Consider the following 23198-nt stretch of genomic DNA (forward strand, 5'->3'; position numbering starts at 1 on the left):
GATGCGGAATACCCTTTTCGTTTACATATATTTCTTAAGGACGCCCCAGGCTTGTTCCTTGCCTTCGCCTGTTTCACCAGAGAATAGAAGCAATTCATCTTCTTTTTCCATATTTAGCGTTTGGCGCGTGATTTTCAAGTGTTTCTGCCATTTGCCTTTTGGAATCTTATCCGCTTTGGTTGCAATGACAATCCGGGGCAGATCATAATGCTTCAGGAATTCATACATCGCGATATCATCCTTTGTAGGCGGATGACGCAAATCCACAATCAGAAGCGCAGCGCGGAGCTGGTCTCTGGAAGTGAAATACGTTTCGATCATTCTTCCCCAAGCATCACGTTCCGTCTTGGATACTTTTGCATAGCCATAACCCGGTACATCCACAAAATGGAGTGCTTCATTTATGATATAAAAATTCAAGGTCTGCGTCTTACCCGGTTTAGAGGATGTGCGCGCCAAGTTTTTTCGATTGATCATTTTGTTGATGAAACTGGATTTTCCAACGTTGGAACGGCCTGCCAAGGCAAATTCCGGTATTGGAGTATTGGGATATTGTTCAGGCTTCACAGCACTGATGACAATATCTGAACTTGTCACTTTCATTCGTTCACACCTACCAATGCATGCTCAAGGACTTCATCGACGTGTGAAACTGGAACAAATGTTAATGCTTTACGGACACTTTCCGGGATATCATCAATATCCTTTTCGTTATTTTGCGGGATGATGATTTTCGTAAGTCCTGCGCGATGGGCCGCTAAAGATTTTTCTTTAAGCCCGCCGATCGGAAGAACCCGTCCGCGTAATGTAATTTCGCCTGTCATGCCTACCTCTTTTCTGATCGGCCTATTTGTAAGGGCCGATATTAACGCTGTTGCAATCGTGATGCCTGCAGAAGGACCATCTTTTGGGACCGCACCTTCAGGGACATGAATATGAATATCATATTTTTCATGGAAGTTCGAATCAATCTGAAGTTTCTCGGTTTTTGAACGGACATAACTGAAAGCAGCCTGGGCTGACTCTTTCATTACATCGCCAAGCTTTCCTGTCAGGATCAGCTTGCCTTTACCTGGTGATAAGGAAACCTCGATTTGCAGCGTATCGCCGCCTACCGATGTGTATGCCAATCCATTAGCTACACCGACTTGGTTCTCGACCTCAGCCTGTCCATAATGGAACATGGTTTTCCCTAAAAACTCCTCGACATTCTTTTCTGATATGACGACCCGCTTTTTATCTCCGGACACGATGATTTTCGCAGTCTTCCGACAGATGCCTGCAAGCTGTCGCTCCAAACTTCGAACACCGGCTTCCCGAGTATAATAACGGATGATTTTTGTAAGAGCTTCCTCACGGATTTGCAGTTGTGTCTTCGTTAAACCATGGTTTTCCAGCTGTCTAGGCAGCAAGTGATCCTTGGCTATATGAAGTTTCTCTATCTCAGTATAACCTGCAATCGAAATGATTTCCATACGATCACGAAGCGGGCCAGGAATCGATCCCAAATTATTCGCCGTCGCCACGAACATGACTTTGGAAAGATCGTAAGTTTCTTCAATATAATGATCACTGAAATTATGATTTTGCTCTGGATCGAGCACCTCCAGCATCGCTGCAGATGGATCTCCCCTAAAGTCATTGGACATCTTATCCACTTCGTCCAGTAAAAAGACTGGATTGATCGTTCCAGCTTTTTTCATGCCTTGAATGATCCTTCCTGGCATCGCCCCTACATATGTACGGCGATGTCCGCGGATTTCTGATTCATCGCGCACCCCACCTAAAGATATACGGACGAAATTCCTATTCAGCGATGAAGCGATCGATTTAGCCAAGCTGGTTTTCCCGACCCCTGGAGGTCCCACCAAGCAAAGGATCGGTCCCTTCAATGAATTGGTCAATTGCTGGACGGCCAGATACTCAAGTACCCGCTCCTTCACCTTTTCCAAACCATGATGGTCCCTGTTCAGGATTTTTTCGGCTTTATGAATATTCAAGTCATCTTTGGTCGCTTTGGTCCAAGGAAGCGAGATCAACCATTCGATATAATTGCGGATGACAGAGCTTTCGGCCGAGCTGGAAGGAACCTTTTCATAACGGTCCAATTCCTTTAGTGCCGTTTCTTTGATATGCTCAGGCATTTCCGCTTCCTCTATCTTTTCGTTGAGAACCTCAATTTCCCCTGTTTTTCCTTCCTTATCTCCCAATTCCTTTTGGATCGCTTTCATTTGTTCTCGTAAATAATATTCCTTTTGAGTCCGTTCCATCGAACGCTTAACACGCTGGCCGATCTTTTTCTCGAGAAAAAGAACTTCTTTCTCGTTATTGATGATCTCGATTACACGGCTTAAACGCTCTTTCATATCAATGGTCTCAAGCACTTCTTGCTTCTCCTTCAATTTCAAAGGCAAATGGGAAGCGATTATATCCGCTAATCGCCCAGGCTCTTCAATATCCGAAGTGGACGAAAACGTTTCACCGGTTATTTTCTTGGACATTTTTATGTATTGTTCAAAATAATCCAGTAGTGTGCGCATTAATGCTTGATGTTCAGCATCCTTTTCATCACTGTCTTCATATATTTTAATCTTGGCACCATAATGTGTCTCATAATCGTAAAATTCCATGACTTCTGCGCGGTTCAACCCTTCCACCAACACCCGGATTGTACCATTCGGAAGCTTCAGCATCTGTTTTACCTTTGTTAAAGTTCCCATTGTAAATAAATCTTCTTCACCTGGTTCGTCCAACGAAACATCTTGTTGTGTCGTCAAAAATATAAGATGGTCTTCCACCATTGCTTTCTCAAGGGCTTGTACCGATTTATCTCGGCCTACATCTAAATGAAGTACCATCGTTGGATATACAAGCAGTCCTCTAAGCGGCAGGAGGGGGACGATGATTTCTTTATCAGTCATTTCCTGACACCTCCATCTAATTAGTATCGTCGTTGTAAACTATTTACCCATGGTTCTCAACCTTTTAACAATTCTATCCTATTTATATAGAAGTGTCTATTCGTTTACCTTAACACGTTTCGACTGCTATTATTATCTCCAATATTAGATAAAAAAGCACGTCTCAATGCGTGTTTATTTTATACTTCAGGTTTGTCCGGAACGCCAATATGGTCCTTAAAATGCCCCGGTTCTTGTTTTTCCCGGGGCATCTCCTTTATACACTTTCTTTTTTTGATAGGTCCAAGGTTGTGAGGATTTGTTCCGACATCAATTCTTTTTTCAATGCCTGATCCAGCACTTCTTTCACATTTGAAACGGGAATGATTTCTATATCCTTGATTTCAGATAGAAGTGGCTGCATGTTTTCAGCTGGGATGATTACTTTCTTTGCCCCGGCCAGTTTTGCTGCCTTGATTTTCGGAATGACACCGCCGATCGGTTTAACGCCGCCATGAATGCTTATTTCTCCAGTCATTGCCACTGTGTGATCAACAGGGATTTTATAAATGGCCGAGTATATGCCCGTGGCCATTGCAATTCCTGCAGAAGGGCCATCTACTGGACTTCCGCCTGGAAAGTTCACATGGATATCAAATTGACCGGCAGGCACTCCCATCGACCGTAAAACCGTAATGACATTTTCAATTGAACCTTTTGCCATGCTCTTGCGGCGAACCGATTTGCCGCTTCCACCGCCGATACTTTCCTCTTCAACGATACCAGTAATATTTATCGATCCTTTTTCATCAGTAGCGGCCATGACCGTAACCTCGATTTCCAGCAATGCCCCGCTGTTGGGACCATAAACTGCAAGACCGTTGACAAGACCTATTTTAGAATTCGCTTCTATTTTTCTATCCATTCTTTGTGTCAGCTGACTGCTATGGGCCATCCAATCTATATCTTCTTCTCTGATAAAAGTCCTGTTTTCATTAATTGATATACCAGCAAGGGTCTGAATCATGTTGACAGCTTCCCTGCCATTTCGGGCATAATCCGAGATCGACTGCAAGCCTTTTTCACTGATGGTGATTCCCACTTTATCTGAGGCATTCTTAGCCACGGTGATTATTTCCTCACGGTCAAGTTCACGGAAAAACACTTCTATGCATCTTGAGCGTATCGCAGGCGCGATTTCATTCGGTGTTCTTGTTGTGGCCCCAATCAATCGAAAGTCAGCCGGCAGTCCATTTTTAAAAATATCATGGATGTGAGTGGGAATATTTTGATTTTCCTCTTGATAATAAGCACTTTCAAGAAAGACCTTACGATCCTCCAATACCTTTAACAGTTTATTCATCTGTATTGGATGAAGCTCCCCTATTTCATCTATGAACAGTACGCCTCCATGAGCATTGCTGACTGCACCCTGCTTTGGCTGCGGAATGCCTGCCTGTCCCATTGCCCCGGCTCCTTGATAGATTGGATCGTGCACAGAACCAATGAGCGGATCGGCAATCCCCCGTTCATCGAACCTGGCTGTGGTGGCGTCCAATTCAACGAAAACGGCTGAATTCTTAAAAGGGGACTTGCCATTTTTCTTCGCCTCTTCCAAAACAAGTCTGGCAGCTGCCGTTTTCCCTACCCCTGGAGGACCGTAAATTATCACATGCTGGGGATTAGGCCCGCATAAAGCAGCTTTTAAAGATTTAATCCCATCTTCTTGACCGATGATTTCATTAAATGTGCTTGGTCTGACTTTCTCTGCCAATGGCTCTGTTAACGAAATCGATCTCATTTTCCGTAATTGGTCCATCTCCTTACGTGAATCACGGTCAATGGAAACTTTTTGTGTCCGCTGGCCTTTCAATAAGTTCAAAAAATACAATCCAATAATAATCCCAAAAAACAGCTGGATAAACAACGCCAATCCTGTCCAATTCATCGTATTCCCTCCTGCACTCTCCTAGTTTGTCATTTCTGTTAGTATCTCCTTTGGAAGGGCGATATTATCCAAGAAATTCGTGTTGAAAATTTTGGCGTTTTTATCCTAAGTATCAACAAATTGAAAAAAAGACAAAGGAAAAGACTGCCAGGATGAACCGGCAGTCTCAGACTGTAAACAACTCGAAATTAACTGGTTTTACCTACTGTTTTGAGGTTTTAACGTTGATTTCCACTACAGGCACTCGCTTTCCGCGGGCGGTCCGGGAGCCTCCTCGGCGCTCTGCCCCTGCGGGGTCTCCCTTGGACGCGTATTCCCGCAGGAGTCTCGTACCTTACGTTACAATCAACTTTGGTCTATAAACAAAAAGACTGCCAGCATTAACTGGCAGCCTTTCTTTTCCATATTATCAAGCAGATGTTTTCTTTTCTTGTCCTTTGATGGTTGTACCGTCTTTAAGGACGAGCTTTGGAGATTCATTTTTCGAAATCGTGCTGCCTGTGATTACACATTTTGCTACATCATCACGTGAAGGCAGATCGAACATCACTTCAAGAATGATGCCTTCGATGATGGACCGCAGACCACGTGCACCAGTTTTACGTTCAATTGCCTTTTTAGCAATTTCACTTAGCGCTTCCTGTTCGAATTCCAATTCAACATCGTCTAGTTCAAGCAACTTTTGATATTGTTTAACAAGGGCATTTTTCGGTTTTGTCAGGATTTCAATCAACGCAGCTTCATCCAATTGCTCAAGAGTCGCAATTACCGGAAGACGACCGATGAATTCCGGAATTAATCCGAAACGAAGCAAGTCTTCAGGAAGGACTTTTGAAAGCAATTCTTTTTCTGCAACATCATCCTTTTTCACGTCAGAGCCAAATCCAATGACTTTTTGACCAAGACGGCGTTTGATGATCGGTTCGATGCCATCAAAGGCACCGCCGCAGATGAACAAAATATTGGTCGTATCGATTTGGATGAATTCCTGATGTGGATGTTTACGTCCACCTTGTGGCGGAACGCTTGCAACCGTTCCTTCAAGGATTTTCAATAATGCTTGTTGCACACCCTCACCAGACACATCACGTGTAATAGAAGGATTTTCCGATTTACGGGCAACTTTATCGATTTCATCAATATAAATGATGCCTTTTTCCGCTTTTTCCACATCATAATCAGCGGCTTGGATCAGCTTTAGAAGGATGTTTTCGACATCTTCCCCAACATATCCAGCTTCTGTCAATGAAGTGGCATCAGCAATCGCAAATGGAACATTCAGTAAGCGCGCCAATGTTTGCGCAAGAAGGGTTTTCCCGCTTCCCGTCGGTCCGATCAGGGCGATGTTACTTTTAGAAAGCTCCACATCGTCGACTTTGCTATTGGAATTGATACGTTTATAATGGTTGTAAACAGCGACAGCCAAAGATTTCTTTGCCTGTTCTTGTCCAATAACATATTCGTCAAGAATTTCACGGATTTCCATAGGTTTAGGAACATCCCTGAATTCTACTTCTTCATCAGTGCCCAGCTCTTCTTCGACGATCTCCGTACAAAGTTCTATACACTCGTCACAAATATAGACACCTGGACCAGCAACCAGTTTACGGACTTGTTCTTGTGTTTTACCGCAAAAAGAACATTTTAACTGTCCTTTTTCATCATTAAATTTAAACATGTACGTTCACCCCTTTAAATACTCTTCCAACTCTATTACATAGCGGTACCCAATCGTAATGAAAAAAAACGAGGCACACATCTACTTAAACATTCCAAAATCCCTAGTATGTTTTGCATTTTATCATGTTCTTGGAAGTTTAGTAACAAAAATGCTCACGCGTCCGAGTTGTTAAATAAGTACAATAATCAATCAATATGTATTTGCCCTTTACCAGTATGCCCAAAACTTTGGATTTTTAAAAGCAGGATTTGCTGTATAAATATGTATATGCGGTATTAGAACTAATCTACACTGAAATCCAAAAAAAATCAATCAGGAAATAACCGATATTTGAAATTTACACTAATTCTCAATATGTATAAAACAAGGCACGATTACTCGCGCCTTGTTTTTTAAAGGAAATATTTAAATCTACTTATTTATAAAAATTATTTTGCGTCAACTGTTTTGCTGTTTTCTACCAAGAAGTCAATTGCTTTCTTAATTTTAAGATCGCCTTTGATTCCTTCTAAGTTTCCAAGAGCTTGTTTGATCGCATCAACTTCCATATTGTACATAGTAGCCATTTGTGCAAGTTCAGCTTCTACGTCTTCGTCAGTCGCTTCAAGTTTTTCAACTTCAGCGATTGCTTCAAGAGTTAGGCTCGTACGAACTTGTCCTTCAGCTTCTTCTTTCATTTGCGCTTTTAAAGCTTCTTCGTCTTGACCTGAGAATTGGTAGTAAAGCTCCAAATTCAGACCTTGAGATTGAATGCGTTGAGAGAACTCATTCATCATGCGGTCAACTTCATTTGAAATCATCGCTTCAGGAACGTCCATTTCTGCGCCTTCAACAGCTTTACCAATTACAGTGTTTTGAATGAAGTTTTCTTCTTCGTGCTTTTTGTCATGCTCTAATTTATGTTTTGTTTTTTCTTTAAGTTCAGCCAAAGTTTCCACTTCGTCGTCGACATCTTTCGCGAACTCATCATCCAACTCAGGAAGTTGTTTTGTTTTGATTTCGTGAATTTTCACTTTGAATACTGCTGGTTTACCTGCAAGTTCAGCAGCATGGTATTCTTCAGGGAATGTAACTTCGATATCTTTTTCAGCGCCAGTTTCAAGACCGACAAGTTGCTCTTCAAATCCTGGAATGAAAGAGTTTGAACCGATTTCCAATGAATGGTTTTCTGAAGCTCCGCCTTCGAATGCTTCACCATCAACGAATCCTTCAAAGTCAAGAACAACTGTATCGCCTTCAGCAACTTGTCCTTCTTCTTTAACGACAAGCTCAGCTTGACGCTCTTGTAAAGTTTTCAATTCGTTTTCAACATCTTCGTCAGTTACTTCAGTATTGAATTTTTCAACTTCAACACCTTTGTAATCTCCCAATTTAACTTCAGGCTTAACTGTTACAGTTGCAGTGAAGATCAGGTTTTCGCCTTTTTCCATTTTCTCGATGTCGATTTCAGGACGATCTACAGGCTGAATTCCAGCTTCTTCGACAGCATTTGCATAAGCATCTGGAAGAATGATATCAAGCGCATCTTGGTAAAGTGATTCTACGCCGAATTTTTTTTCGAACATTTGACGTGGCATTTTACCTTTACGGAAGCCAGGTACATTTACTTGTTTCACTACTTTTTTGAAAGCTGCGTCTAAACCTTCGTTTACTTTTGCAGCGTCAACTTCAATTGTTAGTACGCCTTGATTACCTTCTTGTTTTTCCCATTTTACAGACATGTGTTTCCCTCCAAAAAATCTATATACTTCAATAATAAGCATTGGATGAATATGCTTTGCAAGTGTTAACAAGTCATCCTTCAAATATACCCAAAAAATATTGGGGAAATCGTCAAAATTAGACGAATATACATTACAACCACTACATTATACCACAGGATTAATCTGTTACAACAGCAATAGCTTAAATAATGGGATAAGAAATTTCTTCAATTTCTTTTATATAGGAAAGAATATCCGCAATGCTTTCCTCATCAGCCTGGTACAGGTCCGCTAAGTCCCTACCGAAAACTTCCCCGGTCATGTATTCTTCCGCCAAGGCATGATAGGCAGCTGCCCATGCAGGAAAGCTTTCAGGTCCGGGTTCAAAAGGGAACAATAAAAAAGAATGACGTTCAATCAAACTATGGACCATTTCAAATAAGCTCGGATTATCCTGACTGATTTCCTCTTCGGTCAGTCCGGTTACCTTCTTATAGAAGTCTGTCTCCTTCAAACTTTTCAATTCCCTTGGTATAACCGACTTCGATTGATTGAATTTCCTCAACGTCACTTCCTCGTTATATTCCTGGTCGATAAGAATGTTAAGGAGCATCGTTTTAAAGAAAGGGTGTCCCTCTTCTTTTTGTAGAAATTTTTCGATTTGAGGGATAAATGGTCGAATATTGATATTCGTTAGTTTTGAAATGACCATTAGCATTTCATTATCCGTTTTCCCTTCAAAAAGTTCATCCTCCTGCAATTCCTCTGAAAGCTGCTGATTTTGCCTTTCCTTCTCCTCTTTTTTATCCTCAAGGGCCCTTTTACTGAACTGAAGCATCTTTTCGAAATGTTCCTCTTTATCAAAAGGAATTTGGCTTTCTTCAAATAGCAGTTCGATCGTCGTGACCATTTCCTGATGCTCGCCTAATTGCAGCAGTACCATCAAATAAATATTGATCAGTTGAAAATAGTCACCGATGCCTTTATTCAGCATCTCTATACACAACTCTTTTGACTCCTTGTAATGCTCAAGTTCGACTAGTGAGACCACTAGTCCCATGCAAACTTCATCATTCTCGGGCTCATACTCCCTGGCTTGGCTGAAAAGCTGTGCAGCCGCTTTAAAGTTTCTGTTTCCAAGCTCATCCAGTCCCTTTGCTATCAGCCTATCACCGAGATTTGGAAAGGCGATAATCTTGGTTTCTTCGGCCTTCTTTTGGTTATTCTCATTATCCATCCTATTTTCCGCCTCACCGTTCGCTTTTTGAGAAACAGTTTAGCATGTAATAGTAGGAAACACAAAATTTATATGGGGCGGATGAACACCTTTCTCTCTTTCCCAGATAAAAAAATCCCGCATCCTTTCTAAATCTAGAAAGGAGAACGGGATATGACCTTCTTCTATTAATATTAAATGCTCGAAACAGCCTTTTTTTGAGATTCATAGGCAGAAATCTCTTTATCATATTGAAGCGTTATCGAAATTTCATCCCAGCCTTTGATGAGCATTTCCTTCCAATATGGATGAATTTCAAAGCTTGCTTCAAACCCTTGACCATCATTCAATGTCTGATTGGGGAGGTCGATCGTCAACTCATAGTCAGGTGCCGACACTCTCTCCATTAAATAGTTTACTTCAGCCTGGGTTAAAGCGATGGGGACCATGCCATTCTTCATGCAATTACTTTTAAAGATATCAGCATAAGACGGAGCGATGATGATATCGAATCCATAATCTTTCAATGACCAAGGGGCATGCTCACGCGAAGAACCGCAGCCAAAATTTTCTCCTGCTATTAAAATGGACGTGTTTTGATTATGAGGCTGATTCAATTCAAAATCAGGACGCTTCTGTCCATTTTCATCAAAACGCCAGTTATAGAATAAAAATTCGCCAAATCCGCTTCGCTCAATCCGTTTTAAAAATTGCTTTGGAATGATTTGGTCCGTATCCACGTTTTTACGGTCAAGTGCCGCCGCTCTTCCTTTATATATAGTAATGGGTTCCATTCTATGCACCTCCGGTTAATTCGTATTCTTAATGGACTTGTTCAGTTCTTTTCAAATTCCTAATATCGACAAATTTCCCATGAATGGCGGCCGCGGCAGCCATAGCCGGACTAACCAGGTGCGTTCTTGCTCCAGCGCCTTGCCTGCCTTCGAAGTTCCGATTACTTGTGGAGGCACAATGCTCACCGGACGGAACCACGTCAGGATTCATGCTCAGGCACATGCTGCAGCCCGATTCACGCCATTCGAAGCCCGCAGATTTGAAGATTTCATCCAACCCTTCATCTTCCGCTTGCCTTTTGACGCTTTGTGAACCGGGAACGACCATCGCCCGAACTCCTTTTTGAACAGTTTGGCCTTCGATCATTTCTGCAGCTTGCCGTAAGTCCTCAATGCGCGAATTGGTACACGATCCTATGAAAACATGTTGTACGGGAATTTCCGTGATCGGCATACCTTCCTTAAGACCCATATACTCAATGGCTCGATTCAGTTCCTTGGGATCCATGATATCTTCCGCGAAGGTAGGCACTTTACCGTCCACGCCACTAGCCATTCCAGGATTCGTCCCCCAGCTCACCATCGGTGGAATCAAACTGCCATCAAGAATGATTTCTTGGTCATAAACTGCATCCTCATCACTGGAAAGTGACTTCCAGTCCTGAACACATCGCTCGAACTCTTCTCCTTTCGGCAAATATTTACGACCTTTCAAATAAGAGAAAGTGGTTTCATCGGGAGCTACCAGCCCCGCTCTTGCCCCGCCTTCGATCGACATATTGCAAACCGTCATTCTCTCTTCCATCGACATATCCCGGAAAACTTCCCCACAATACTCAATGATATGTCCAGTACCGAAATTGACGCCGAATTTAGAAATCACATATAAAATGACATCTTTCGCCATCACACCATGACCAAGCTTGCCATTAACCTCAAGCTTTAATGTTTTCGGTTTAGTTTGCCATAGGGTTTGTGTAGCCAAAACATGCTCGACCTCACTCGTACCGATTCCAAACGCAATCGAGCCAAACGCACCATGTGTGGAAGTATGACTGTCTCCGCAGACAATCGTCATTCCTGGCTGTGTAAGCCCTAATTCCGGCCCGATAACGTGAACGATACCTTGATCCGGGCTGTCTAAATCAGCAAGGCGGATGCCGAACTCCTTACAGTTTTGCTCAAGCGCCTCTAGTTGTTTCCTTGCAATATCATCCTCGATGAAATAGCGGTTAACGGTTGGCACATTATGATCCATTGTCGCGAAAGTACGGTCTGGTCTTCTGACTGTGCGTCCTTTTAATCTCAATCCTTCAAATGCTTGCGGAGAGGTCACTTCATGAATATATTGAAGGTCTATATAAATTAAATCCGGTTTATTCTCCTCTTCATTTACAATATGGCGATCCCATATTTTCTCTATTATCGACTTTCCCATCACTATCCCACCTCGATCAATCTTGTGTTTTTTTAAAAAACACGGCCTATTGTTAGGCCGTGAAAGAAGTTTATGCGTAAGCTCCCATGATATTGGAAATGGCTTCCTGGTCTAAAAGATTTGCTTTTATTTCTGCGATCATCTCTGAAGTGGATGTAATATTTGGTTGGCCATTTGCGATGTCGCCTGTTCTTAAGCCATATTCAAGGACCGTTTCCACAGCTTGCTCAACGGCTTTCGCCTCATCTTCCAAACCAAAGGATAGACGAAGCATGGAAGCCGCTGATAAAATCGTCCCAATCGGATTAGCCAGGTTTTTGCCTGCGATATCCGGGGCGGAGCCATGAATCGGTTCATATAGATTAGGCCCATTTGTTGATATGGAGGCGGAAGGAAGCATTCCAAGCGAGCCAGTCAATACCGACGCTTCATCGCTTAAAATATCACCGAACATATTCTCCGTCACGATAATATCAAATTGTTTCGGGTTTTTGATCAATTGCATGGCCGCATTATCAACAAGCATATGTTCAAGGATTACATCCGGATAGTCCTTGGCAATTTCTTCAGCCGTCTCACGCCACATCCTGCTTGATTCAAGAACATTCGCTTTATCCACGGATGTTACTTTTTTCTTGCGATCCGATGCTAATGCAAAAGCAAGTTCAATGATGCGCTTCATTTCGCTTTTCTGATAGAAAAGTGTATCGACGACCGCCTCTTGCCCTTCTTTTTCCACGCGCTCACTTGGCTTTCCGAAATAAAGGCCGCCTGTCAGTTCCCTGACAATCACGAAATCCACATCTTCAATGAATTCCTTTTTAAGAGGAGAAGATTCCGACAAGCTGGAATAATAGCTGATTGGACGGATGTTAGCATAAAGATTCAAATCTTTGCGGATTTTCAACAAACCTCGTTCTGGTCTTAGGTGCGCAGGCTGGTCATCCCACTTAGGTCCTCCAACGGCCCCTAATAATACCGCATCGCTGTTTTTACAAATCTCCACTGTTTCATCCGGCAGGGGTGCACCTGTGTTATCGATGGCCCCGCCGCCAATCTCACCATATTGAAATTCAAAATCGTGTCCATATCTTTGGGCAACGGCTTCGAGGATTTCTACAGCGCCTCTTGTTACTTCTTTCCCGATGCCATCTCCTTGAAGCACCGCAATATTCCTTTTCATCGAAATCTCCCCTTCCTATTGTAATACTGCTTTTTCTTCCAGTTCCTTCATGATGATCACACGGTTCACAGCGTTCAAATACGCTTTGGCGGATGCTTCCAAGACGTCCTGATCAAGACCCCTGCCGCTTGTTTCCACACCGTTATAATCAATTTTTACAAAAACCTGAGCAAGGGCATCCATTCCGCCGCCCACCGATTGAATTCGATAGTCCAGCAAGCTGATCTCGCTGCCCAAACATCTTTCAAGCGTGTTATATAAGGCTTCTACACTTCCTGCACCTGTAGCCGCTTCCTGAATCTCTTCATTATCGCCTTTTTTCAGCGTGACCGTTGCTGTCGCCGTCTGATGGGTACCATGGGAAATCTGCAAGGAAATCATGTCATAAAAACTGATATCCGTCGCTTTCTCTTCAAGCACTAGCGCAACGATATCTTCATCCGTCATGTTCTTTTTATTATCGGCCAATTCCTTGAACTGAATGAATAATGAGTTCATTTCCTCATCCGTTACCGTAAAATTCAACTCTTGTAATCTTTCTTTGAAAGCATGGCGTCCTGAATGCTTTCCTAAAACTAACGAATTGGACGAAACCCCGACAAGTTCTGGTGAAATGATTTCGTATGTCGTTTTTTCTTTTAACACGCCATCCTGGTGAATGCCAGATTCATGTGCGTATGCATTGGCACCAATAATGGCTTTATTAGCAGGTACTTGCATTCCCGTAAGGCGGCTGACCAAATCACTGGTCCTTTTTATTTCATTCAATACAAGACCCGTTTCCGCTTGATAGAAATCTTTACGGATGTAGAGTGCCATGGCCACTTCTTCAAGGGCCACGTTTCCGGCACGTTCCCCAATTCCGTTGATTGTGCCTTCGACTTGCGTAGCTCCGCCTTCGATGGCAGCCAATGAATTGGCCGTCGCCATTCCAAGATCGTCATGGCAGTGTGCGGATAAACTAACTTTATCAATAGAAGGAACATGTTCACGAAGGTATCTGAAAATGTTTCCGTACTCGATTGGAGCTGCATATCCAACAGTATCCGGGATGTTAATGACCTTGGCACCAGCCTGAATGACCGCTTCAACGATTTCAGCCAAATAGTCAAGTTCTGTACGGCTTGCATCTTCTGCAGACCATTGTACGATCGGAAAACGCGCTGCCCCGTACTTGACCATATCAACTGCCTTTTCAATCACTTGCTGCTTCGTCATTTTCAACTTATATTCACGATGAATGGGCGAAGTGGCGATGAAAGTATGCAACCTTGGTTCTTCCCCGCCCCTTAATGAATCCCAAGCTGCATCGATATCGCCTTTTACAGCGCGCGCCAGCCCTGTGACAGAGCTGTTTTTGATTTTGCGCGCGATTTCCTGTACGGAGTTGAAATCCCCTTTGGATGCTGCCGGAAAACCGGCTTCGATAATATCAACACCCAATCTTTCAAGCTGATAAGCAATTTCAAGTTTTTCGGTAAAATTCAAATTTACACCGGCTGATTGCTCCCCATCTCGAAGTGTAGTTTCAAATATATTAATTTTTCGCAACGGCTACCACTTCTTTCTCTTTTTGTTGAGGTTTTACGAATGGCATCATTTTTCTTAATTCACGGCCAACCACTTCGATTTGATGTTGGTTTTCACGATTATTGATAGCATTGAAGACTGGACGATTCGCTTGGTTTTCCAAGATCCATCCTTTAGCGAACTCACCGTCTTGGATGTCTTTCAAGATCGCTTTCATTGCCTCTTTCGTAGTTTCCGTCACAACGCGTGGTCCAGAAACGAAATCTCCCCATTGAGCTGTGTCAGAAATGGAATAGCGCATGTTTTCCATACCGCCTTCATACATAAGGTCGATGATTAATTTAAGTTCATGCAAACACTCGAAATATGCTACTTCCGGTTGGTATCCAGCTTCTGTCAATGTTTCGAATCCAGCTTTCACAAGGGCAGTCAATCCGCCGCAAAGTACGGCCTGTTCTCCAAATAGATCCGTTTCCGTTTCTTCTTGGAATGTAGTTTCCAAACCGCCAGCTCTTAAAGAGCCGATTCCCCGAGCGTACGCAAGGGCCAAATCTTTTGCTTCACCCGTAACATTCTGATAGATGGCGAATAATGCCGGCACCCCTGCGCCTTGTTCATATGTACGGCGAACAAGATGTCCCGGACCTTTTGGAGCGACTAATAATACATCTACGTCTGCCGGAGGAACGATTTGATTGAAATGGACGTTGAATCCGTGTGCGAACATTAACGCTTGACCTGCGCGCAATACCGGCTTGATTTCTTCTTGGTATACTTTCGGCTGAGTTTCATCCGGTAATAGGTTCATGATCACGTCTGCCTGTTCAGCTGCCTCTTTCACCGTGTAAACATTGAAGCCGTCTTCCACCGCTTTATCGAAGGATTTACCTTTCCTGATTCCGATGATTACATCTACACCGCTGTCACGTAGGTTTTGTGCATGTGCGTGTCCTTGTGAACCATATCCGATTACCGCTACCTTTTTATTGTTGAAGAAATTCTCGTTTGCTTCTGCGTTATAATATACTTTTGCCATAATAATTACATCTCCCTTTTCATCATTGTTTTTTGTTTTGGTTTGTTTTGGTTTTTATTTTTATTTTTATACGATTGTCGCACTCTTAGCGTGTGCAATTTGCATTCCACGCGGGATGGCGGCTGTCCCTGTCCTTGCCAATTCCTTGATGCCATATGGCTTGATCAGTTCAATGAAGGCTTCGATTTTATCCGATTCCCCTGTGATTTGAACTGTCAGGCTATCTTTACTGACATCAATAACTGAAGCTCGGAAGGGTTCGATGACTGAATAAATCTCGGCTCGGGTTTGTGTAGTCACCAATATTTTAATGAGTGCAAGTTCCCTCGCCACAATCGATTGATTCGTAATATCATATACTTTCAAAACATCGATCTGCTTATTCAATTGCTTGGTGATCTGTTCAATGACAGCTTCGTCATCAACATCGACCACGAAGGTCATCCTTGAAATGCCATCCTGTTCGGAAGGTCCGACAGTCATGCCTTCAATGTTATAATTTCTTTTCGTGAACAGGTTCGTAATCCGATTCAGGACGCCTGGCCTGTTGTTCACTGTGAGGCTAAGAATTCCCTTCATTGATTAAACTCCTTCCATTTCATCAAGCCCTTTTCCTTGTGCTACCATCGGAAAGACATTTTCATTTTGTTTTACCCGGAAATCAATCAACACTGGACCATCAGTCTTTAACGCTACATCCAGGCAGTTGCTTGCTTCTTCCTCCGTCGTCACTTTGTACCCCGGAATTCCATAAGCATCAGCCAATTTCACGAAGTCCGGATGCGATTGAAAAATACTGTGCGAGAAACGTTTTTCATGAAATAGTTCCTGCCACTGTCTTACCATACCTAGTGCCCCGTTGTTGACGATGATGATTTTGATTGGCAGATTCATTTCGGCAATGACTGAAAGTTCCTGCAGGCACATCTGGAATCCACCATCCCCAGATATGGAAAGCACCGTCGCTTTCGGATTCGCCAGTTGCGCTCCGAGAGCCGATGGTAAGCCAAAGCCCATCGTCCCCAATCCACCGGAAGTGACCCATGAATTCGGTTTGTTAAATGGATAGTATTGCGCTGCCCACATTTGATGCTGTCCAACATCCGTCGTAACGATGGCTTCCCCATTCGTTTTTTCGTGAAGCATCTGGATGACCCGCTGAGGTTTCAATACGCCTTCTTCATGGGTATAACGCAATGGGAACTCTTCATTCCATGCAGTAAGCTGTGTTGTCCATTCATCAATTTCCGGTTTCTTGCCATTTTGCGCAATCAACTCTGCCAGTGCTTCCTTGGCACTTCCGACGACCGGAATTTTTGTCGGCACATTTTTACCGATTTCCGCTGGATCAATATCGATATGGGCCACCGTTGCATGCTGTGCGAATTTCGCTAGGTTCCCAGTCAATCGATCATCGAACCTGGCGCCGATATTGATTAATAGATCACATTTCGCTAACGCCATGTTTGCTGCATAGCAGCCATGCATACCACCCATACCGATAAAGAGAGGATGTTCCGCCGGAAAGCCCCCAAGACCCAATAAAGTGTGGACGACGGGAATGCCTTGCTGCTCGACATATTCCTTTAATAGATGGGAGGCCTTTGCATGCAGGACACCTGCCCCTGCAAGAATGACCGGTCTTTTCGCCCCGCTTACGGCTTCAACAAGCTTTCTGATCTGTAAGTAATTCGGCTTGGTCGTCGGCTGATAGCCCGGGAGATTCATCTCTGGCTCCTCTTCAGTCGATACACCTTCTATAATGGCCATGTCCTTAGGTATATCGATTAATACTGGACCGGGCCGTCCGCTTGAAGCGATATAAAAAGCTTCTTTTATAATGCGCGGAAGGTCTTCCGGCCTCCTTACCTGATAGTTATGTTTTGTGATCGGGGTAGTAATCCCCAGTACATCAGCCTCCTGGAAAGCATCCGAGCCAATTACACTGGTAGCTACCTGACCCGAAATTACCACAAGCGGTAAAGAATCAATCATTGCATCGGCCAAACCGGTGACAATGTTCGTTGCCCCTGGACCGGATGTAACTATGACCACTCCCGGCTTGCCGGTAATCCTGGCGTATCCTTCCGCTGCATGAATCGCACCTTGTTCGTGCCTTGTCAAAATATGAAAAAGTTCTGAACTGTAAAGCTTGTCATAAATCGGCAATACAGAACCTCCCGGATAACCAAAGATGACTTCAACATTTTCCTTTTTCAATGCATTCAGCAGAAATTCAGCACCAGTATAATGTTTCTTTCCACTTTTCCGATCAGCAACAACTGACTTTTGTGTCATTTCGTAAAAAACCTCCTTCGCTTTTCTATTGAATATTTCTTAACATTCAGAATTTTCAGCTTTTTATGCATACAAAAAAGCCTTTTCACCCCAAATGTACTTGCACTCGGCAAGTTAAAGGGGTGAAAAGGCTTGATGAGCCACTCCACGGTACCACCCTTTTTCGCATGAAACTCCATGCGCACTTTGAATAGCCTACACTATTCTCTGTTTTGGTAACGGGTACTGGTACGCACCCGTTCAGCCCTACTAGTCTGACGTTCAAGCTGAAACTCCAAGGTGAGTTCATCTTTCGGGACAATACCGGCTCTCAGCTACCCGGCTCTCTGTGACTGCCTTTTTAAAAGACTACTTATCCTCTTCAATGCTTTTCGCATTATTCATATTTTTTGAAACGCTTATGTTTGATGTCTTGTATTTGTGATTATCTTACGTGTATTTCAGGTAGTAGTCAACAGGTTTTTTGAAATTTTTTGATAATTCTAAATTGAAAGATTTGTTGTATCCGCTTACATACCTATCATGGCCACATTCTATAAAAAAAGTTTTTTCAATATTTAATTTTTAAAAACGTCAGATATCCCATTAAAATTATTAAAGTGATAACAAAACTTCTCCACTGAAATATCCTCGCACTACGCACATGATGCCAGTCACTAGTATTAGTGTTCTCAAACAGCGGATCATCCATTTTCCCTTTCACTGTTCGCTGACGCCACTCTTGATATAAGATTCGGTCTCAATCCCTTTTGAAGATCTCTAGTGGATAAACCGCCTGACATTCCAAGATGAGGAAAATCACGGAACAATTCAAAATCCCCTCCCCAAACAAATCCCAGGGATTTTGCTATGGCCGCTACCCTTGTCCACTTTTCGCCCTCTGTCCACAATGTCCGCTTGCCGTCATCACTAACAATGACAAAATCTACAGCAAGTCCATAGTTATGCAAGGACTGGCCAGCTCTGGCATAAGTCACGATAGGCATTGATTTATTCGTTCTGCCCCGTTCATACAATTCATTTTGTTCTGGGAAACTTCGATAACCAGCTGTTATTTGAACAAATATCCCCGCTTCATAAGCTAATTTAACTACTTCGAGTATCGTCTCGTTCACGACCGGGTCCATACCGCCTCCCATATTTTCCTTTGCGCGATTCAATAGGGTTTGTAATTTGATGGCCATCCTAGCACCTCCCCTATATTAAATGCGAACAACACTGTAGGCGGAAAGGCATTTTTATATTTTTTTCTTGGGGAATTGATGGAGTGAAGATTATCTAAAAAAATGACAATGGGCTGAACACAGGTGATATTAATCATCCCCTGGTCCAGCCCTCTAGTTCATTTAGCCAATACATCCTCGTATTCTTCATTTTTTTCAAATTGTTTTTGAACGAACGAACATACCGGAACAATTTTCAGTTTTTCCTCCCTTGCGAATCCTATTACCTTTTCAACAAGGGCATTTCCTACCTTTTGTCCGCGCAGCTTGTCAGAAACAACGGTATGATCGACCGTGATTTCATCATCACCTGATTTAAAGAATGTGATTTCCGCTAATTTCTCACCAGATTCTTCGACAAAAAAAGAACTTTCACCTTTTCTAATATCAACCATGTTAATGACCTCCTTTTAGTTCCTCTTTATCATATCTCACAAAATGGAAATTAAACAAATATTTAAAATGCGATTGAAATTGAATAAAGTAAAGTACTTTCAAAAGTTTTAATGATAGCATTGCCCATGTGAAGTTTATTCACAAACTGATGGTGGCTAATATATATTTTTTCAAGAAAGGCAAAACTTGACCGATTTTTCCTTACCGCTTATATGCCCTTCCGGTACTTCAAATTTCACCATGGCTACGTGCACAACACTGTATTTAATGTAATAAAAAGGTTTTAATTATTCCAGTTTGTCGACAATAGGGTTCAGAAAATTTATCTTTCATCAAATGATGCTCCCGAATCAACGGACACAAAGTAGCCATACCTTCAAACCTTAAGTATGATTTCCATCTGAATTTTATTACGAAGTTGATTGTAGAGGAAGGTGCGAGACTCCTGCGGGAAAAGCGCGTCTAGAGGAGATCAGCCGAGGAGGCTCCCGGGCCGCCCGCGGAAAGCGAGTGCCTGGATCGGAAATCAACGTCCAAATTGTAAACACCATAAAATTACTGCAGGCAACAGGTTTTCTTCGAATTTTCTACAGTCTGAATAATTCTTCATAACCTGAAATACAGTGTTTTTCAAGCTTTCGTTTTTTGATTGCATTTAATCAATGGAAGAAATCTTCCCGTAATGATGTAAGAATAAGTATATAATAGTAGAAATTGAAAAAAACTGCCCTTTAAATGTTAGGACAGTTTTACACTTTTATGAAAACAAAATATAAAATGATCATCGATAACAATATGAACATAAAAACAGCGATTAGAATAACGTCGAACTCGAGGGCCGGAATGTCCCTTCATAGATTTGCCGCTTCTTCTGAAGATAACCGAACTTCGCCAGCACTGTAATCACAAGGCCCAATGCACATGTAAACATCCCCAGCACGATACTAATCAGGTCAATCCGGGGATCCCGATGCACACCAAACGTAAAATGTATGCTAGTCGCAAGAAAACCAACCCCCACTATCGCAATCACCGTTCTTACCCAGGCTAAAAGGTACGTTCATTAGCCAGCTGCTGCTGGACATATTTCAATTGGTTTTTCTCCATGTCATCACCTTAATAAAATCAGTCATCTTTTCAGGAGTGAAAAGGCCCTGAACATAGACCCGACAAACATAAGCCCTGCACCGCCGAGCAATAAATATATACATAGAGTTTTATCAATAACATTCAAAGGATAAAGTAAGGCCCCCAGCGCTATGATTGCTCCTATCCCCGTTATGGTCCATCCTATTTTTTTCATTCGCAACTCCTAAAATAAATTATTTAGTGAAGGTCTCCACTGGTTTCCCCCTATTTCATAAACAGGACCCTCATTATTAGCTTAAACCATTTAAAAACTTACAACAAGTGAGATCCTCTGATTTTTTTCCCACAAAAAAAGAGCCACAAATGACTCCCTGTTTTAAAGGCCACTTACAAGTCAGTGGATTTCATTCTATTGTATCCCCGTTCTTCGTATGGCTGTATTTTTTCCATCCACATTTCTTCAAGTTTTTTCAATTCCCGTTTAACATCAAAAAATCCTGTTTCTTTCGGCTTCAATACTTCCAGCACCTCAAAAGAAAAAGCATCTTTCCCATATTGGTTCCACTCACCTTGCAGCACTTTATTGGTGTTTGTTCCGACTTCCAATTCAAATTGTTTCCCCTTCAACGTCTTTAAATTCCTCGTGCTTCCGATAAAAACTTTATTATTTACCGTATTTCTGATTTGGTATACACCTGCTTCAACTTTCGTTTCTTTATGTAATTGCTTCAATTCTTTTTTACGATCCATCTTTCTTGCCTCCAGTCATCATTTCTTCAGCCAATATTGGCTCCCATCAGGCTTTCTATCCAAAAATCCATATTCTATTAAATACCTTCTCAAAAGAACGTGATCATGATAAACGGCACCCAAAATTTGATTGATTTCTTTTTCTTCGTATTTCCGCTCATTTTCAAATCGGTTCATAATTTCTTGAAGAATGATCAGCCTTTGTTTTTCCTTTGGCGGGAAAGACTTTAATGCATCCTGACTGCCTTTAGGGAAGTACTTTTTCAGTACAGTCACCTTTTCATCCTCGGTAACGTTATAACGATCATCAACCATCGTCGCTTTTTGATGAAGCGGGATAAATGCCGGCGCATGTTCATCTTTATCTTTCAAAAGTTCCATCAGGGCTAAAAACAACTTAGCCTGACGCTCTTTTTCTTTCAACACAAAACGATGGTTCCGAATGGTGGACGGACTGCCTATCCCCATTTCCTCCTGAACCTCAGCATCATTCTTCCCTTGGTAAAATAGGCGAAGAAGGCGGTTTTGATGGTCCGTGAGACCTGTAAGTTTTTTATCGAGATCGATCAAGTATTCAAAAACGGAGTTGTGTGCATGTTCAATATGAATCCGCATATACCTCTTTGCTTCATAAAGAACCCCATCTTTCGGGTATACCACCCCCTTTTCAACTGCATTTCCGCACAGCAAACAAACATATTGGTTCTCACCTTCTATATACCCTTGTTTAAGCTCATCCTGAGATGCGCTCCAAAACATTTCAGCGTTCTTCATAAAACAAACACTTCCCTATAAAGTTTATAATATAATAAACATAATATTAATTCGTTTGAATTATGTCAATGTTTTTTCTAATTTAACTCCAGCAAATTATCCAAAGATGAACTTGATGGCCAGAGGGCTTCATAACATACAATACAGCTGACAGGCGATACACCATCCATTAAACGAAACGATCCCCATGACACTAATGCCGTATAGCACATTGAATAATAAGCTTAATTTCCCCAATAATATGCTATATAAGCGTGAATAAGCTTTAGAGGAGGATATATATTGAAAGATGAAAACAATGCAATTGTTCCATCAATCCATAACACCGATTTACACAAGGCAATACAACATTTATCTGAACAATTCAAGGTATCACTGCCAGAATTACGCGATACGATTGAATTACTTATACAAAACCAATCAAGTGGGATGCAGCTTAGTTTAGGAGATGATAAAAGTTCCCCCGTCGAAGAATTGAATACGGCAATAATCAAAAACCGTGAAATCATTAAAAAAAATCTCCAAACATTAAATAGAATTTGATATAGAAAAAAGGCATCCGATTATGGATGCCTGAATTTGTAGACAAACTCGATAATAATTGGTTTTTGTTATCCGAACGTTGATTTCCACTCGAGGCACTCGCTTTCCGCGGTCCGGGAGCCTCCTCGGCGCCCTTTGCGCCTGCGGAGTCTCCCTTGGACGCGCTTTCCCCGCAGGAGTCTCGCACACCGGCTCCAATCAACTTTGCTTTAAAATTCAGATACAAACTCAGGCATCCAATCATGGATGCCTGAGTTTGTGGAACATATGAAATTCCTAATATAAGTCCTTCGTTGAGCTCTTTAAGTATTAGCTAGGCACAAACTTAAGTATCCCTTCCAGATAAACACCTTGCTCTTTTCGTGTGCATTCCCTCAACTTGATTCTTCCTTCTTTTTCTAACTCCTTGGCTAATTGGACCACTTCTGTTCCATCTTCGGTTATTTCGACTGAGAAGAAATTGCCCCGAGTGGAAGTTTGAATGAACTTGAATAATCTATCTTTATTCATTTAAACATCTCCTTATTTATAACAAGTTCGACATAAAAGGTCATCCACCTGCGATAAATATGAAATAAAAAACTTCTTGTCGTCATACGAACTTTAACAGTTAAAAGGATAGCAAATTTAAATTACCCTCGTTGTCTTAAGCCAAAAGTAAAAAAGCCAAAACCTTTGAAGGTTTTGGCTTTTTTT

21 protein-coding genes and 1 other annotated feature are annotated in these 23198 nt (G+C 42.1%); of the genes, 1 reads left to right on the forward strand and 20 read right to left on the reverse strand.

The annotated features are described in order from the left end of the window. Positions 1–21: 21 nt before the first annotated feature. From yihA to ACIROD_RS06240, 19 genes are all read right to left on the reverse strand, one after another. Entirely contained in the window at positions 22–603 is a 582-nt protein-coding gene (gene yihA / locus ACIROD_RS06150; RefSeq protein WP_063232814.1) for a ribosome biogenesis GTP-binding protein YihA/YsxC, read from the reverse strand. Beyond that, positions 600–2921 carry an endopeptidase La gene (lon, locus tag ACIROD_RS06155; RefSeq protein ID WP_402938777.1) on the reverse strand — a complete coding sequence of 774 codons (2322 nt, stop codon included), beginning with the start codon at positions 2919–2921 and terminating at the stop codon, positions 600–602. The genes yihA and lon overlap by 4 nt, the downstream gene beginning before the upstream one ends. Before the next feature lie 256 nt (positions 2922–3177). Beyond that, entirely contained in the window at positions 3178–4848 is a 1671-nt protein-coding gene (lonB, locus tag ACIROD_RS06160; protein WP_101222810.1) for an ATP-dependent protease LonB, read from the reverse strand. A gap of 409 nt (positions 4849–5257) precedes the next feature. After that, a complete protein-coding gene (gene clpX, locus ACIROD_RS06165) occupies positions 5258–6526 on the reverse strand; it encodes an ATP-dependent protease ATP-binding subunit ClpX (protein WP_101222811.1) in 1269 nt (422 codons plus the stop codon). Positions 6527–6957: 431 nt separating this feature from the next. Then, positions 6958–8250, reverse strand: coding sequence for a trigger factor (gene tig, locus ACIROD_RS06170; RefSeq protein ID WP_101222812.1), 1293 nt, complete (start codon positions 8248–8250; stop codon positions 6958–6960). A 184-nt stretch (positions 8251–8434) separates the two neighbouring features. Continuing rightward, on the reverse strand, positions 8435–9469 hold the full coding sequence (locus ACIROD_RS06175; protein WP_402938782.1) for a tetratricopeptide repeat protein: 1035 nt from the start codon (positions 9467–9469) through the stop codon (positions 8435–8437). A gap of 173 nt (positions 9470–9642) precedes the next feature. Next, positions 9643–10242, reverse strand: coding sequence for a 3-isopropylmalate dehydratase small subunit (gene leuD, locus ACIROD_RS06180; RefSeq protein ID WP_402938785.1), 600 nt, complete (start codon positions 10240–10242; stop codon positions 9643–9645). Between the two features lie 28 nt (positions 10243–10270). After that, on the reverse strand, positions 10271–11680 hold the full coding sequence (gene leuC / locus ACIROD_RS06185) for a 3-isopropylmalate dehydratase large subunit (protein WP_101222815.1): 1410 nt from the start codon (positions 11678–11680) through the stop codon (positions 10271–10273). Between the two features lie 70 nt (positions 11681–11750). Then, positions 11751–12863 (reverse strand): 3-isopropylmalate dehydrogenase, encoded by a 1113-nt coding sequence (leuB, locus tag ACIROD_RS06190; RefSeq protein ID WP_402938788.1) that lies wholly within the window; start codon positions 12861–12863, stop codon positions 11751–11753. Positions 12864–12878: 15 nt separating this feature from the next. Continuing rightward, a complete protein-coding gene (locus ACIROD_RS06195) occupies positions 12879–14414 on the reverse strand; it encodes a 2-isopropylmalate synthase (RefSeq protein WP_101222817.1) in 1536 nt (511 codons plus the stop codon). Further along, positions 14401–15429, reverse strand: coding sequence for a ketol-acid reductoisomerase (gene ilvC / locus ACIROD_RS06200; RefSeq protein ID WP_101222818.1), 1029 nt, complete (start codon positions 15427–15429; stop codon positions 14401–14403). The genes ACIROD_RS06195 and ilvC overlap by 14 nt, the downstream gene beginning before the upstream one ends. A gap of 66 nt (positions 15430–15495) precedes the next feature. Next, positions 15496–16008 (reverse strand): acetolactate synthase small subunit, encoded by a 513-nt coding sequence (gene ilvN, locus ACIROD_RS06205; RefSeq protein WP_101222819.1) that lies wholly within the window; start codon positions 16006–16008, stop codon positions 15496–15498. 3 nt (positions 16009–16011) lie between these two features. Next, on the reverse strand, positions 16012–17727 hold the full coding sequence (ilvB, locus tag ACIROD_RS06210; protein WP_402938793.1) for an acetolactate synthase large subunit: 1716 nt from the start codon (positions 17725–17727) through the stop codon (positions 16012–16014). Between the two features lie 115 nt (positions 17728–17842). Continuing rightward, positions 17843–18101 (reverse strand) — a binding site (T-box leader). A 309-nt stretch (positions 18102–18410) separates the two neighbouring features. Next, on the reverse strand, positions 18411–18911 hold the full coding sequence (locus tag ACIROD_RS06215; RefSeq protein WP_101222822.1) for a M15 family metallopeptidase: 501 nt from the start codon (positions 18909–18911) through the stop codon (positions 18411–18413). Between the two features lie 158 nt (positions 18912–19069). Further along, positions 19070–19345: a GNAT family N-acetyltransferase gene (locus ACIROD_RS06220; RefSeq protein ID WP_101222823.1), complete on the reverse strand. Its 276-nt coding sequence runs from the start codon at positions 19343–19345 to the stop codon at positions 19070–19072. A gap of 815 nt (positions 19346–20160) precedes the next feature. Beyond that, on the reverse strand, positions 20161–20379 hold the full coding sequence (locus tag ACIROD_RS06225) for a YidH family protein (protein ID WP_402938795.1): 219 nt from the start codon (positions 20377–20379) through the stop codon (positions 20161–20163). A 96-nt stretch (positions 20380–20475) separates the two neighbouring features. Continuing rightward, on the reverse strand, positions 20476–20649 hold the full coding sequence (locus ACIROD_RS06230; RefSeq protein ID WP_170971560.1) for a hypothetical protein: 174 nt from the start codon (positions 20647–20649) through the stop codon (positions 20476–20478). A gap of 173 nt (positions 20650–20822) precedes the next feature. Continuing rightward, positions 20823–21185, reverse strand: a complete 363-nt coding sequence (locus ACIROD_RS06235; protein WP_402938798.1) for a GIY-YIG nuclease family protein — start codon at positions 21183–21185, stop codon at positions 20823–20825. An 18-nt stretch (positions 21186–21203) separates the two neighbouring features. Beyond that, the gene (locus tag ACIROD_RS06240) at positions 21204–21959 is read right to left on the reverse strand and encodes a DUF2087 domain-containing protein (RefSeq protein ID WP_402938800.1); all 756 of its coding nucleotides are present in this window, start codon (positions 21957–21959) and stop codon (positions 21204–21206) included. A gap of 282 nt (positions 21960–22241) precedes the next feature. On the opposite strand from ACIROD_RS06240, the gene ACIROD_RS06245 reads away from it, so the two are divergent. Next, positions 22242–22502 carry a hypothetical protein gene (locus tag ACIROD_RS06245; RefSeq protein ID WP_260358266.1) on the forward strand — a complete coding sequence of 87 codons (261 nt, stop codon included), beginning with the start codon at positions 22242–22244 and terminating at the stop codon, positions 22500–22502. A gap of 309 nt (positions 22503–22811) precedes the next feature. On the opposite strand, the gene ACIROD_RS06250 is transcribed toward ACIROD_RS06245, so the two are convergent. Then, positions 22812–23012 carry a hypothetical protein gene (locus tag ACIROD_RS06250; protein ID WP_048688856.1) on the reverse strand — a complete coding sequence of 67 codons (201 nt, stop codon included), beginning with the start codon at positions 23010–23012 and terminating at the stop codon, positions 22812–22814. Positions 23013–23198 lie beyond the last annotated feature (186 nt).

The sequence above is a fragment of the Peribacillus sp. NPDC101481 genome (assembly GCF_044767165.1).
In the GTDB taxonomy this organism is placed as follows: Bacteria; Bacillota; Bacilli; order Bacillales; family DSM-1321; genus Peribacillus.

Bases quoted from the DNA above. Each gene is read 5' to 3' on its own strand.
- yihA (WP_063232814.1), bottom strand. From the start codon at position 603: ATGAAAGTGACAAGTTCAGATATTGTCATCAGTGCTGTGAAGCCTGAA.
- lon (WP_402938777.1), bottom strand. From the start codon at position 2,921: ATGACTGATAAAGAAATCATCGTCCCCCTCCTGCCGCTTAGAGGACTG.
- lonB (WP_101222810.1), bottom strand. From the start codon at position 4,848: ATGAATTGGACAGGATTGGCGTTGTTTATCCAGCTGTTTTTTGGGATT.
- clpX (WP_101222811.1), bottom strand. From the start codon at position 6,526: ATGTTTAAATTTAATGATGAAAAAGGACAGTTAAAATGTTCTTTTTGC.
- tig (WP_101222812.1), bottom strand. From the start codon at position 8,250: ATGTCTGTAAAATGGGAAAAACAAGAAGGTAATCAAGGCGTACTAACA.
- ACIROD_RS06175 (WP_402938782.1), bottom strand. From the start codon at position 9,469: ATGGATAATGAGAATAACCAAAAGAAGGCCGAAGAAACCAAGATTATC.
- leuD (WP_402938785.1), bottom strand. From the start codon at position 10,242: ATGGAACCCATTACTATATATAAAGGAAGAGCGGCGGCACTTGACCGT.
- leuC (WP_101222815.1), bottom strand. From the start codon at position 11,680: ATGGGAAAGTCGATAATAGAGAAAATATGGGATCGCCATATTGTAAAT.
- leuB (WP_402938788.1), bottom strand. From the start codon at position 12,863: ATGAAAAGGAATATTGCGGTGCTTCAAGGAGATGGCATCGGGAAAGAA.
- ilvC (WP_101222818.1), bottom strand. From the start codon at position 15,429: ATGGCAAAAGTATATTATAACGCAGAAGCAAACGAGAATTTCTTCAAC.
- ilvN (WP_101222819.1), bottom strand. From the start codon at position 16,008: ATGAAGGGAATTCTTAGCCTCACAGTGAACAACAGGCCAGGCGTCCTG.
- ilvB (WP_402938793.1), bottom strand. From the start codon at position 17,727: ATGACACAAAAGTCAGTTGTTGCTGATCGGAAAAGTGGAAAGAAACAT.
- ACIROD_RS06215 (WP_101222822.1), bottom strand. From the start codon at position 18,911: ATGGCCATCAAATTACAAACCCTATTGAATCGCGCAAAGGAAAATATG.
- ACIROD_RS06220 (WP_101222823.1), bottom strand. From the start codon at position 19,345: ATGGTTGATATTAGAAAAGGTGAAAGTTCTTTTTTTGTCGAAGAATCT.
- ACIROD_RS06230 (WP_170971560.1), bottom strand. From the start codon at position 20,649: ATGAAAAAAATAGGATGGACCATAACGGGGATAGGAGCAATCATAGCG.
- ACIROD_RS06235 (WP_402938798.1), bottom strand. From the start codon at position 21,185: ATGGATCGTAAAAAAGAATTGAAGCAATTACATAAAGAAACGAAAGTT.
- ACIROD_RS06240 (WP_402938800.1), bottom strand. From the start codon at position 21,959: ATGAAGAACGCTGAAATGTTTTGGAGCGCATCTCAGGATGAGCTTAAA.
- ACIROD_RS06250 (WP_048688856.1), bottom strand. From the start codon at position 23,012: ATGAATAAAGATAGATTATTCAAGTTCATTCAAACTTCCACTCGGGGC.